The following is a 13,210-nucleotide window of genomic DNA, read 5'->3' on the forward strand; positions in this document are numbered from 1 at the left end:
GGATAATTATGAAGAATCTACCCGAATTTCCACCGCAAGCGGCGCTGATTGGCAATCAATGGATCGATACCGGCGCCACCCTGGAGGTCGAAGCGCCCGCCCGTGCCGAAACTATCGCGCGGATCGCCCGCAGCGGCGCCGAGCATGTTGACGAGGCAGTCACCACCGCCAAGCGCGCTTTTACCGGCGAATTGGGCGAGTGGTCGCAATGGAGCGCACGCCAACGAAGCGCCTGGCTTTACGCCTTTGCCGAGGCTATTGAAGCGCACCACGAAAACCTTTCCGCGCTGGAATGTCTGGATACTGGCAAACCGCTGATTCAAGCGCGAGCGGACATCAAGGCCTGCGCGCACTACTTTCGCTTTTACGCCGGCGGCGCCGATAAGCTTCACGGCGAAACCCTGCCTTTTGAAGAGGGCTACACCGTTTTGACCCTGCGTGAACCCTACGGCGTGTGTGCGCAGATCATTCCCTGGAACTACCCGGCACAGATTTTCGGCCGCTGCGTGGCCGCGGCGCTGGCCACCGGCAATACCGTGGTGCTCAAACCCGCCGAAGACGCTTGCCTGAGCGTGCTGAGCCTGGCGAAACTCGCCGTCGATAGCGGCTTGCCGCCCGGCGTACTCAACGTGGTACCGGGGCTTGGTCGCGAGGCGGGCGCGGTCCTGGCCGCGCATCCGGCCATTGATCATCTCTCGTTCACCGGTTCGCCGGAAACCGGCACCCAAGTGGCCCGAGCAGCCGCCGAACATCACGTGCCCGTCACCCTGGAGCTGGGCGGCAAGTCGCCACAAATCGTGTTCGACGACGCCGACCTGGATAGCGCGTTTGATGCGGTCGTGCGCGGTATCATCCAGAACGCAGGACAGACCTGCTCGGCAGGTAGCCGCCTACTGGTGCAGCGGGGCGTATCTAACGTCTTTATCGTGCGCCTCGTCGAGCGCTTTTCGACGCTGCGCTGTGCGTCGGGCGAAGAGGATGCCGACTGCGGCCCCTTGATCAATGCACGCCAGAAAGCTCGACTCGACGAACGGCTAGCCCAGGCCGAAGCCGACGGTATTCGCGTGGCGGCCAAGGGGCGTCTCGATGAGCGCGCCTCGCCCGCGGGCCATTTCGTCGTGCCGCACCTGCTCACCGATATTCCCGATGACCACACCGTGTTGCGCGAGGAGCTCTTCGGTCCGGTACTGGCGGTGCAGGCCTTCGACGACGAAGCCCAGGCACTGCGCTTGGCCAACGCCACCGATTTCGGCCTCTGCGCCGGTATCTGGACCGAGGACGGCGGTCGTCAGCTCCGTCTGGCCAAGGGTATTCGAAGCGGCCAGGTCTTCATCAACAACTACGGCGCCGGCGGCGGTATCGAGCTGCCGTTCGGCGGGGTCGGGCGCTCGGGATTCGGCCGCGAGAAGGGATTCGAGGGGCTGCGTAGCTATACACGCATAAAGACCGTTGCTCTTCGCCACGGTTAAGGACAGCGTAAAGTGGTGCAACCTGGCTTTAATAAAAACACAGGAATCTTGTTCATGAGTGACATGGCTCGATCGGAACAGCGTATCGGTATAGTGGGCGTCGGTTTAATGGGCCACGGCATTGCCAAAAACATTCTCAAGGCCGGCTATGCACTGGCCTTTCTCGACCATCCGGGTAACCAGCCAGTAGAAGATCTGCTGGCAGCGGGCGCAGTATCCTGCGACAGCGCCCGCGAGGTGGCCGAAAAAGCGCAGATCATCGTACTCTGCGTGACCGGCTCCCCGCAGGTTGAAGCCGTATTGTTCGACCCGGAAGGCGTTCTGGAGGGCTTGGCCCCAAACGCCATCGTGATCGACTGCTCGACGTCGTTACCCAGTTCCACTGCAAGCGTTGCCGCCCGCGTCGAGCAAGTAGGCGCGCATTTAGTCGATGCCGCCATGACGCGCACGCCCAAGGAGGCCGAACAGGGCCGATTGAACCTCATTGTCGGCGCATCGAGCGCACATTTCGATCGACTGAGGCCGCTGCTGGAAAGCTTTGCCGAGGTCATTACCCACGCCGGCCCGGTCGGTGCTGGCCACACCCTCAAGCTGCTACACAACTACGTTTCACTTGGATTTTCCGCCGTACTGGCCGAGGCCACCGCGGCGTCACGCCGCGCCGGTATCGACGATAACGCCTTTCTGGAAGTACTGGCCAAGGGCGGTGGCGGCGGCGTGGTGCTGGAGCGGCTGCGCCCATTCATCGAGTCCAACGACCCCAGCGGCTTTCGTTTCAGCGTGGCCAACGCGCACAAGGACCTGGGCTATTACCACGCCATGACCGATGAGCTCGATACCCCGCAAGGCGTGGCCAGCGCCGTAGCGTCACTGTATGCCAGTGTCGAGGATCAGGCCATGGCGGTGCCGGAGTTGATCGGCCTGCTCGAGTTGCGTGGCCGCAAGGTCTGGCCAGCTTCAAATGCGCGGTGATCTACAAACGGCAAGGCGCCGCGAGTACTGAACTCGCGGCGCCTTGGATCATGGGCGATTAGGGCGCGGCCGGTGCGCTCCTTGTGCGATAGTGGCGATACACCTTGATCAACAGCGGCGAGCACCACAAAAGAATCACGGCCACCCCGAGTCCGGCGCTAATTGGCCTGGAAAAGAAGCTGGTCAGGTCACCGCCGGTGCGCAGCATGGAGCTCATGAAGTTGTTCTCCACCACTTTACCCAGCACTAACCCCAGAATCGCCGGCGCCATGGGAAAGTCGTTCACTGCCAGCAGATAAGCCACCAGACCCACGATCAGCATCAGCCAGATATCCACGACGCTGTTGTTAATAGCGAAGGCGCCAACGATACAAAAGCACAGGATGACCGGCATGAGGATGCGGCTGGGCGTGAGGATGAAGAGCTTCGAGAGGCGAATGGCAGCATAGCCTACCGGCAGCATCATCAGGTTGGCGACGATGAACACCAGAAACAGCGCGTAGATCATACCGGTGCTGTCCATGAAGATGGTGGGCCCCGGGTTCATGCCTTTCATGTAGAGCACGCCGATCACGATCGCGGTAATCGAGTCCCCCGGGATACCGAAGACCAGCGCGGGCACCCAAGCGCCGCTGATACCGGAGTTGTTAGCGGAGCTGGCATCGACGATCCCCTCGACGTTGCCGGTGCCGTACTTCTCCTTCTCTTTCGAGCGCCCCTTACCGACCCCGTAAGAGATCCAGGCGGCGATATCTGCGCCAGCCCCCGGCAGCGCGCCAATCAAGGTACCGATGGAGCTTCCTCGCACCATGTTGCGCCAGTAACGCTTCAAGTGTTTGGGCACTTGGCGAAAGACACTGTCGCTGTCATCGATCCCGATGTTCTTCTTCTCCGAACGTGAGCCGTAGTAGCTGATCAACTCATTGAGCGCGAACATGCCGATCATGACCGGGATGAAATTGATTCCGGCCATCAGGTCCGGCACGCCGAAGGTAAAACGCGGCGCGCCACTCATCATGTCGAGCCCCACGGTCGACAGCAGTACGCCGAACAAAAGCGATAGAAACGCCTTGATGCGCGAGCCAATGGAAATGAAGATGGAGCAGCTCAAGCCCAGTACCGCTAGCCAGAAGTACTCGAAGGCGCTGAACTGAAGCGCCACTTCCGCCAGCGACTGTGCCACCACGATCAGGATGATGGTGCCGAAAATACCACCGAACACCGAGCAGACCAGGTTGATTCCCAGCGCCTCTCTAGCCCGGCCTTTTTTGGCCAGTGCATGAGACTCCCCGACGTAGGCAGCGGAAGCCGGCGTGCCCGGAATGTTGAGGTAGGTACCTGGAATGTCGCCAGCGAAGATCGCCATCGCTGAAGTCGTTACGATCGCGGCAATGGCCGGAATCGTATCCATGTAAAAGGTCAAGGGCACCAGCAGCGCCACCGCCATGGTCGCCGTCAGCCCAGGTACGGCGCCAACGAAGATACCGAACAGCGAGGCGAGGAAGATGACCATCAGCGTTTCGACGTTGAGCACCAGGCCCATGCCATTGATCAAAATATCCACGATAGCCCTCCTTCGAACAGCGCACCGTGTGGCAGCGGAATGAGCAGATACCGCGAAAAGACGAAGTAGATCGCAAGGGCCACCAGGGTCGATGCGGCAAGTGCGATCAGCGGCGCAGTTTTGCGTACCAACATGAGCGTGAGCATGATCAGCGCCATGGTGAGTGCCGCGCCCAGATAGTCGCTAGCGACGATATAAAAAACCACGGCCAGCGGCGGCAACACCATGGTCCACCGCATCCTCTGCGCGGCAGGAGGCAGCTCATCACCGGGCCCGCGCGCCAGCGCAAGTTGCCGCCTTGCCAGTAGCGCGTTGAAAGCCAGTGCCGCCCCACCGAGACAAAATCCCCCTCCTACGATGGAGGGGAACAGTGATGGCCCATATTGCAGGCTTGGCAGGGTAGGAAACTGTTGGGCCGTAATGATGGTGGCGACGCCGGTAACGAAAAACGCCAGCCCGGCAAATAAATCCCGCATGAGGTCTCCTTAGTTGGCCAGGCCAACTTGTTCGACGATCTCACCCAGCACGCCGTCCATTTCCTGCATCATCTGGCCAAACGCTTCTGCGTCGCGCCACTCGGTGCCAAAGCCGCGCTGGGACATGAAGTCCTGGTAAGTATCGCTTTGGTAAGCGGCCTGGAGCGCGGCTTCGAGCGTGGCCACGACTTCCTCGTCCATGCCCTGAGGGCCGACGATGCCGCGCCACGCACCGACTTGATAGGTACTGTCCACCAGTTCACGCGTAGTGGGAATATCGGGAAATGCCGCGAGCCGCTCCGGCGCCATGACTGCCAGACTTCTCACCCGACCAGCCTCGATCATCGATCGCGCTTCGGGCACCGACGTCGACACCGCCTCAATACCGCCGGAGGCCAGCTCCGTCATCGCCGGCGCCGAGCCTTCGCTGGGAATCCAGACGATCTGGTCGACAGGAATGTCCTGATCCAGCAAGAAGCCGGTGAAGGCGAGATGCCAGATGCCGCCCTGCCCGGTGCCCGAGGTGGTGAAGCTGCCCTGAGGGGCGCTGCGAATGGCCTCGAGTAGATCGTTCAGATTCTCATAGGGTGAATCGGCGGCCACTTGGATACCGGGCGGGTCGTAGTTGATCTGCCCGATCGGCGTGAAGTCCTCATGGGTGAGATCCGTCAGGCCCAGCCAGTGCATGGTATTCACTTCAACGGTGGCCAGCCCTAGCGTATAGCCATCCGGCGCTGCGTTGATCATGGCAGTGTGGCCGACGACGCCGCTACCGCCGGTGCGATTGACTACGTTGACGTTCTGACCCAATTCCTCTTCGAGCGCCCGCGCGATGGTGCGCGCTGTGGCGTCGGTGCCGCCACCCGCCGCCCAGGGAACGATCAAGGTAAGCGGCCGCTCCGGATAATCCGCTTGAGCCGTGGTTGCCAGCAGCGCCGTTAATAGCATCGAAGAGCACAGTGCCTTGCGTCCAATAGTGAGCTTTTTCATTGCGAACTCCTGTACCGTTTTGTTGTTCATGATTATGGGTATGAGTATCAATAGGTTCTTGAGGGACGCTCGGCGGGCCGTTCCTTGTACAAGCCGATGGTGGAAAGCGCCCCTTGGCGCATCAGGCTGATATCGATGCCAACGGCGATGAACTGGCAGCCCAGCGCTTGGTAGCGCCGCGCATCCTCTTCCATCGGGGCCAGAATACCTACTGGCTTGCCCGCCGCCTTGACCGTATCGATGACGCGGCGAATTGCGTCCTGCACCTCCGGGTGGCCCGGATTGCCGGGATACCCCATACCCACCGAAAGATCCGCCGGGCCGATGAATACCGCGTCCACGCCCTCGGTCACAGCGATCGCTTCGACCTGCTCGACACCCTTTGGCGACTCGACCTGAACGATCAGGCAAAGCGAGTCGGAGGCCTTGTTCAGATAATCATCTACTCCATCCCAGCGCGTGGCACGCACCACCCCGCCACCGACCCCGCGAATGCCGTGGGGCGGGTAGCGCGTCGCACGCACCAGCGCCGCCGCTTGCTCGGCGCTTTCGACCATGGGCACCATCAGCGTTTGCGTGCCGATGTCCAGAAGCTGTTTGATTAGCGCCGGGTCGTGGTTGACGCTGCGCACCACCGGCGCCGTCGGATAGGCAGCGACGGCCTGCAGCTGGGAAAGAATAGTCGGCAGCGTATTGGGCGCATGTTCGCCATCGATCAGCAGCCAGTCGAAGCCGGTACCGGCAATGATTTCAGTGGCGTAGCCGCTGGCAAAGCCGGCCCAACACCCCCAGAGAGGGACATCGCTTTCCAGCGCACGCTTGAAGGTGTTCGTGGGTACTTGCATATCAACGCTCCTCGCCCGTCGTCATACCGTTCGATCAGTTGGCTAGTCCGACCTGCTCGACGATATCGCCGAACACGCCATCCATCTCTTGCATCAACTGACCGAACGCCTCGGCATCGCGCCACTCGGTACCAAAGCCCTGTTGCTGCATGAAGTCCTGGTAGGTATCGCTTTCGTAGGCGGCTTCGAGCGCGGCCTCGAGGGTCGCGACGACCTCGGGGTCCATGCCCTTGGGTCCGGCAATACCGCGCCACTCACCCACCTGGTAGTTACTGCCGATCAGCTCCTGAGTGGTCGGGATATCGGGGAAGCTCGGAATGCGCTCCGGCGACATGACCGCGAAGCTCTTGACGCGACCCGCCTCAATCATCGAACGCGCTTCCGGCACTGAACTTGGGACGATATCGATACCGCCGGAGACCAGCTCGGTCATCGCTGGCGCCGCGCCTTCACTCGGAATCCATGTCACCTGATCCGCATCGATCCCCTGGTCCATCAAAAAGCCGGCGAACGCCAAGTGCCACACGCCACCCTGACCGGTGCCCGAAGCGGTAAAGGTGCCTTTTGGCTCGGTGCGGATCGCCTCGAGCAGTTCCTCGAGAGAGTCATATGGGGAGTCGGCGGCGACCTGGATGCCCGGAAAGTCGTAGTTGACCTGGGCGATAGGCGTAAAATCCTCGAACGTCAGATTGGTCAGGCCCAGCCAGTGCATCATGTTGACCTCGCCGGTGGCCAAGCCAATGGTGTAGCCATCCGGGCGAGCGTTGATCATAGTGGTGTGACCGACAACGCCGCTACCGCCAGTGCGGTTGACCACGTTGACGTTCTGCCCCAACTGCTCTTCCAGGGCGCGTGCGATGGTGCGCGCCGTGGCGTCAGTGCCACCACCTGCAGCCCAGGGAACGATCAGCGTGAGAGGACGATCCGGGTAATCCGCGAGCGCCGAGCCGGAAGCTGCCGCCATGGCGACGGCGAGCGAGGAAGCGATCAGTACATTCAGTGAGCGGTTTGGCGTTGTCATGGCAGGTATCCTTTCGGTGAAGTTTGCGCTGTTGTGGTTGTTGTTTGAAACGGCTTGAGCCTACCCCGCGCCCGTATGACGTGCGGCGCGGTCAAAATGTTGTATTAGAAGGCGTCCTCCAGCATGCGCTGGAAGTCTTCCCTGGACGGCACGCGCGGATTGGTGGCCGTTGAATGATCCTCCAACGCCCACTGAGCGAGCGGCTCGAGATGGGCTTCAGTGACCCCCATTTCCCGCAGGTTGGCCGGCATCCCCAGTGTGACATTGAGCTTTTCAAAGGCAGCGGCCAGATCGTCGTCGGGGGCGAGCCCCATGGCCTCCTTGAGCCGCGTGTATTTCTCTTCGCACTCGGGCTGGTTGAAGCGAATAACGGTCGGCATCAAGACCGCGTTGAGCGTGCCGTGGTGAAGTTTCAATTCGTGCACCCCACCGAGTGCATGCGACAGGGAGTGCACGGCACCAAGCCCTTTCTGAAACGCCATGGCGCCTTCGAGGGCCGCCATCATCATGTCGGTTCTCGCGGTCAGGTTTTCACCGTTCTCGACGGCTTCGACAAGGGAGCGACTGGCGCGCACCAGGCCATCGAGCGCAATGGCTTCAGCCGGCGGATTGACTTTTGGGCTCAGGAAGGTCTCCACGCAATGGGCAATCGCGTCCATGCCCGTAGCAGCAGTCAGAAAAGGCGGCAGCCCGAGCGTTAGGCAAGGATCGCAGATAGCCACCGAGGGGATCAGGTAGGGCGAAAGAAAACCGAGTTTGCGGTTGTCCTTCATCGTAATCAGTGAGGCTCTACCCACTTCGCTGCCGGTGCCCGCCGTGGTGGGTATGGCGATCAGTGGCATCACATCGGTGGTGATTTTTGCAGCGCCGCCTTCAATCGCCGCATATTGGCGAAGCGGAACAGGATGGCCGAAGAGTAGTGCGACCGCCTTGGCCAGATCGATACTGGAACCGCCGCCCACGGCCACGATGCCATCACAGGCATTGTCACGCAGAAAGGTTAGCGCCTGCTCAACCGCTGCCTCCGTCGGGTTGGCAGGGGTTTCGTCGAAAACGCATGCATCGTGGTCAAGCCTTGCCGAGGAGATAACACGGTCAATGAGGCCAGTCGCGCTCAAGCCCCTGTCGGTCACGAAAAGCGGCTTTTTCACCTTGAGCAGTTCGAGTTCACTAGAGAGTTCGTCAACCGCGTTCTCGCCGAACTGTATCTTCGTCAGGTAATTGATTATATAGGGCATTCTTGCTTCTCATTATTATTTATAGTGTGAACCAAGTAACGTCTTCATAAGGTGTCATACAGCATGATGTCATGACAACAATTTATTGACTTATTTCAAGGCTGCCAAAACGTTTTTTTGAAAGGCCTTGGCAGCACAAAACATCTTATACGTCGTCGCATTCTCGCTTGCCATCCACCAGCCGGCTCACCTTCAACGGATTGCCGTCTTTTAGCGCTTCGGGCAACAGCGCCTCTGGCAGGTCCTGATAGCACACCGGTCGCAGGAAGCGATGAATCGCTGCGCTTCCTACCGAGGTCGTACGGGTGTCCGATGTGGCCGGGAACGGGCCGCCATGAACCATCGCGTGACATACTTCAACACCGGTCGGCCAGCCGTTGACCAGAATGCGCCCGACTTTCTGCTCAAGTGTTGGCAGCAGGGCACGCGCGGCTTCCATGTCGCCCTCCTCAATCTGTAGAGTAGCCGTCAGCTGTCCTTCCAGCTGCCTGGCAATAAGTTGCATCTCGCGTTCATCGCTGCATTCGATAATCAAGGAAGCGGCGCCGAACACCTCTTCCTGAAGCGCTTCGCTGCGCAGGAAATCGGTAGCTGATGTAACGTAGAGCGCTGTCTGGCATTGATAGCCCGCCTTACCAAGCGTACCGCGCGCGATCTCTCGGGCGTTATCGCTCAATTGCGATACCCCTTCCTCGTAAGCCTGATGGATACCCGGCGTCAGCATCGTTTGCGCAGCGCTTTCTTTTACCGCGGCTCTTGCCGCTTCGATGAACATGTCCAGACTATCGCCTTTCACCGCAATGACCAGCCCCGGATTGGTACAGAATTGGCCGGCCCCCATATTGAGCGAGCCGATAAACCCTTCCCCCAATGCCTTGGCGCGAGCGCTGAGCGCCTCTGGAAGTACGAACACCGGGTTGATCGAGCTCATTTCGGCGTAAACGGGAATCGGCTGTGGTCTTGACTGGGCGGTCGCCAGCAGCGCCATGCCGCCTGCTCGTGATCCCATAAAGCCTACGGCCTGAATATTCGGATCAGCAACCAGCGCTTGACCAACCTCCCGACCCGATCCAAACAGCAAGGAGAAGACACCTTCTGGAAGCTGGCACCGGGAAATCGCTTTCTGTAAGGCTTGGCCCACAAGCTCCGAGGTGCCGGGGTGCGCGGAGTGAGCCTTGACGATCACGGGACAGCCGGCCGCCAGGGCCGAGGCGGTATCACCGCCCGCCACGCTAAAGGCCAACGGAAAATTGCTCGCCCCGAAGACCGCAACGGGCCCGACTGCGATGTGGCGCTGGCGAAGATCGGCGCGAGGCAGCGGCTGGCGGTCCGGCAATGAAGGGTCGATACGCACATCGAGCCACTCACCCGAGCGAACGACACCGGCGAATAGACGCAGTTGGCCGCAGGTGCGTCCACGCTCACCTTCCAGGCGGGCGCGTGCAAGGCCGCTTTCCGCCATGGCGCGCTCGATCAGCACATCTCCCAACGCTTCGATTTCGCCAGCGATGGTTTCCAGAAATGCTGCCCGCGCGTCGAGCGAGGTTTCCCGATAGCGATCGAAGGCCGAATGGGCAAGCTCGCTGGCCTTTTCCACGTCCGCCTCAGAGCAGCCCTTGTAGGCAGGATCCAGCGTGTCCCCCGTTGCCGGGTTGATGGCACGGATCTCCTTGCGCGTGCCATCTATCCATTGCTGGCCGATCAGCGACTGGCCTTTAAGTGAACTCATAGCGTCATTACTACCCTTGTGAGTCAAGATGATCGTGCCTCTGTTCCGCCGTGCCGTTTTCCTCTTACAAGGCCGTTACACCAACGCTCTCTTCCGGCATCACTTTGATACGGTTGATCAATGGCCTGGTCATCAGATTGCATTCGATGCGCATTTCATCGCCATGCTGAAGCTTCACGGCGTCGGCGAAGCTCAAGATCGCAGCGCCGAAGAAATGCACGTGGAGCTGCCCGGGAACGCGAAACGTTGCGTACTTGAAGTGGTGATGCTCGAGGTTTTCGATCGAGTGGCACATATGCTGTTCGCCACTTGCAAACGCGTGCTGCCACACGACCGAGCCGTCACGATGAATCGAAACGTTACCGCGGACTTCCTCGGGCAGCTCACCGATGACGATCTCGGGGCCGATGCTGGCATCGCGCAGCTTCGAATGAGCCAGATACAGGTAGTTCTGCTTTTCCGTGACGTGATCGGAAAACTCGTTGCTCAACGCATAGCCGATCCGAAACACCCGGCCTTGAGCATTGACGATATAAACGCCCGCAAGCTCAGCTTCTTCGCCGCCATCCAGCGCAAAGGCAGGCATCTGAATATCCTGGTACGGCGCGCGAAGCGTATGGCCCGTTCCCTTGTAGAACCATTCGGGCTGTACGCCTGGGCCGCCGCCCACCGGTTTGCCTCCCTCTACGCCCCAATCGAAGATGCGCTGGGTGTCGGTAATGGTTTTCTCAGGACCGCTCTTCTCACCTTCCTTGCCGTGCATCTTGTTGCGTGGTGCGGCACTGCCCAGATGCGTAAGCCCGGTACCGGTAAGCAGCAGGTGGGCAGGGTCTGGATGGGTAATCGGTGCCAGCAACCGGCCGGCCTCGATCATTTCGTTGTAGTCGAGCGTCTCGCCGGCGGCGGATGCCTCTAGCACATCGCTCAACGAGCGACCTTCGTTGGCCGCCACCAGCGCCAGGTCGTAAAGCGAAGCCGAAAGCGGTTGCAGCCTTTCTCCTTTCACCTGGGCGGCAATGACAGCGCCGTTTTCGGAGCGAATCTGAACAACATGGATATTATTTTTCATGGGAACCTCAACGAATTAATGCAAGCGATAGCCAGGGTACGTACGTCACCAACAGCAAGGCGATTAGCAGGGTAAGAAAGAAAGGGGCCGATGATCGCAGAAACTGTAGGGTACCCAGTTTGGCGATATTGCAGCTGACAAACATCAGAACACCCAACGGCGGGGTAATCTGGCCGATAAGCAGATTGAAGAGCATGATGATGCCGAAATGGACCAGATTGATGTCCAGGGAATTAAGCAGAGGAATCAGAATGGGCACCAGCACGATGATGATCGCGATGGTCTCCATGAACATTCCAATCGCCAGAAGCGCGACATTCAACAAAAGCAGCACAGCCCAAGGGTTGTCTGTCAGGCCCGTGATCCAGCCCACGACCTCCTGAGGCGCCTGCAGAATACTCAAAGACCAGGCCAAGGGCGCCGAGGCAGCGATAATGATCAAAATGGACGCCGCCTCTCGTGCCGTTGACACCAGAAGCTCACCCATGTCGCGCCAGCCCAATGATTTGTAGACGTACTTGCCTACCACGAAGGAGTACGCCACGGCGATGGCGGCCACTTCGGTAACGGTAAACACGCCTAGCCGGAACCCTACGATAATGATGATCGGCATCAGCAAGGCCCAGGCCGCGGTTTTAGCGCTTGAATAAAGCCTTTGCTTGTTGAAGCGCTCATCCTTGGGGTACTGCTTGATGATACTGATCAGCGTAATCAGAAGCGTCAGGCAAAAAGCGATCAACAATCCGGGCAGAATACCCGCAAGAAACAGATCGCCGATCGAGATATTGGCCTGCCATCCGTAGACCACCATCAGGATCGACGGAGGAATGATCGGGGAGAGCGTGGCGGACGAGGTGGTGAGTGCGACCGAAAATCCACGGTCGTAACCGTGCTTTTCCATCTGCGGCACCATCACGCGGGTCGTTGCCGCACAGTCGGCAAGCGAAGAGCCGGATATACCGGCCATCAGCACGCTCGACAGGACGTTCACGTGCGCAAGCCCCCCTCGCAGATGGCCAACCAATGATCGACAAAAACCGAACAGCCGCTCGCTGATGCCGCTTTTGTTCATGATGCCACCCGCCAGCATGAATAGCGGAATGGCCAGCAAGGGAAACGACTCGACACCCGAGGAAACTCGTTGCGCCAGGACATTCATGGGAATGTCCAGTGCAAGAATCGCGACGATGGAGGCTCCCATCATGGCGACGGCAATCGGCATACCCAACAGGATCAGTACAAATAGAAGTAGAACGATCGCGGCTAGCATAGTGAGAACCTATATTTCATCCAACGCTGATTCGAAGACCAGAAAGTCACGCTTTAGAAAGACGTTGACGAAGATGTGTAAAAGCCCAATAAAAAAGGTGATCGGCATGGCCATCGAAAAATAGACGAGTGAAATACCCAGCATGGGGGACGTGTTACGAGAGACACTCAGACAGTACAGGTAACCCAGATAGGTCATGTAGCCAAGCGTTACCGCCACCAGAGCAAAGATGCACATCCTGATCACGGGCCTCACCATGCCGGGCAAAAAGTAGAGAATGGAGTCCACGGTGATATGCTTTTTCTCGGCAAACGCGATACTGCTTCCGATGAACGTGAGCCAAACGATCAAGAGCCTCGAAACGCTTTCACTCCAGACAAACGGCGTTCCCAGCACATACCGAAAAAACACCCCTGCCACGAGTAACAAGGCCATGGCTCCCAGCAGCGAACCGGCCAACCACTTTTCCACCGTCAGGAGTTGCGAATCAAGACGCAGTAACACTGATTTCATAACAATGCCTTTAGAGTTTTCAGCCCCGTCCTTGTATGACGGGGCATCACGTCA

General features: G+C 59.3%; 12 protein-coding genes. 2 read left to right on the top strand and 10 right to left on the bottom strand.

All coding sequences use genetic code 11. The features are described 5' to 3' along the window. Window positions 1–8 precede the first annotated feature (8 nt). Together RN347_RS14545 and RN347_RS14550 are read left to right on the top strand one after the other, a co-directional pair. Entirely contained in the window at window positions 9–1,469 is a 1,461-nt protein-coding gene (locus tag RN347_RS14545; RefSeq protein ID WP_311958705.1) for an aldehyde dehydrogenase family protein, read from the top strand. A 54-nt stretch (window positions 1,470–1,523) separates the two neighbouring features. Beyond that, complete coding sequence (locus tag RN347_RS14550; RefSeq protein ID WP_311958706.1) at window positions 1,524–2,441, top strand: NAD(P)-dependent oxidoreductase; 918 nt, start codon at window positions 1,524–1,526, stop codon at window positions 2,439–2,441. A gap of 58 nt (window positions 2,442–2,499) precedes the next feature. Here RN347_RS14550 and RN347_RS14555 read toward each other — a convergent pair whose 3' ends face one another. The 10 genes from RN347_RS14555 to RN347_RS14600 form a co-directional block, all read right to left on the bottom strand. Further along, window positions 2,500–3,984 carry a tripartite tricarboxylate transporter permease gene (locus tag RN347_RS14555; protein WP_409365783.1) on the bottom strand — a complete coding sequence of 495 codons (1,485 nt, stop codon included), beginning with the start codon at window positions 3,982–3,984 and terminating at the stop codon, window positions 2,500–2,502. Window positions 3,985–3,992: 8 nt separating this feature from the next. Further along, entirely contained in the window at window positions 3,993–4,481 is a 489-nt protein-coding gene (locus RN347_RS14560; protein ID WP_311958708.1) for a tripartite tricarboxylate transporter TctB family protein, read from the bottom strand. A gap of 9 nt (window positions 4,482–4,490) precedes the next feature. Continuing rightward, entirely contained in the window at window positions 4,491–5,471 is a 981-nt protein-coding gene (locus tag RN347_RS14565) for a tripartite tricarboxylate transporter substrate binding protein (RefSeq protein ID WP_311958709.1), read from the bottom strand. A 47-nt stretch (window positions 5,472–5,518) separates the two neighbouring features. Continuing rightward, complete coding sequence (locus RN347_RS14570; protein ID WP_311958710.1) at window positions 5,519–6,316, bottom strand: HpcH/HpaI aldolase/citrate lyase family protein; 798 nt, start codon at window positions 6,314–6,316, stop codon at window positions 5,519–5,521. 34 nt (window positions 6,317–6,350) lie between these two features. Beyond that, window positions 6,351–7,337, bottom strand: coding sequence for a tripartite tricarboxylate transporter substrate binding protein (locus RN347_RS14575; RefSeq protein ID WP_311958711.1), 987 nt, complete (start codon window positions 7,335–7,337; stop codon window positions 6,351–6,353). A 104-nt stretch (window positions 7,338–7,441) separates the two neighbouring features. Next, on the bottom strand, window positions 7,442–8,575 hold the full coding sequence (locus tag RN347_RS14580) for an iron-containing alcohol dehydrogenase (RefSeq protein ID WP_311958712.1): 1,134 nt from the start codon (window positions 8,573–8,575) through the stop codon (window positions 7,442–7,444). 145 nt (window positions 8,576–8,720) lie between these two features. Next, window positions 8,721–10,304, bottom strand: coding sequence for an aldehyde dehydrogenase (NADP(+)) (locus tag RN347_RS14585; protein WP_311958713.1), 1,584 nt, complete (start codon window positions 10,302–10,304; stop codon window positions 8,721–8,723). A gap of 64 nt (window positions 10,305–10,368) precedes the next feature. After that, entirely contained in the window at window positions 10,369–11,373 is a 1,005-nt protein-coding gene (gene araD1 / locus RN347_RS14590) for an AraD1 family protein (protein WP_311958714.1), read from the bottom strand. A 7-nt stretch (window positions 11,374–11,380) separates the two neighbouring features. Continuing rightward, window positions 11,381–12,643 carry a TRAP transporter large permease gene (locus RN347_RS14595; RefSeq protein WP_311958715.1) on the bottom strand — a complete coding sequence of 421 codons (1,263 nt, stop codon included), beginning with the start codon at window positions 12,641–12,643 and terminating at the stop codon, window positions 11,381–11,383. A 9-nt stretch (window positions 12,644–12,652) separates the two neighbouring features. Next, on the bottom strand, window positions 12,653–13,156 hold the full coding sequence (locus RN347_RS14600) for a TRAP transporter small permease (protein WP_311958716.1): 504 nt from the start codon (window positions 13,154–13,156) through the stop codon (window positions 12,653–12,655). Window positions 13,157–13,210 lie beyond the last annotated feature (54 nt).

It is taken from the genome of Halomonas sp. PAMB 3264 (genome assembly GCF_031954245.1).
Lineage (GTDB): Bacteria > Pseudomonadota > Gammaproteobacteria > Pseudomonadales > Halomonadaceae > Vreelandella.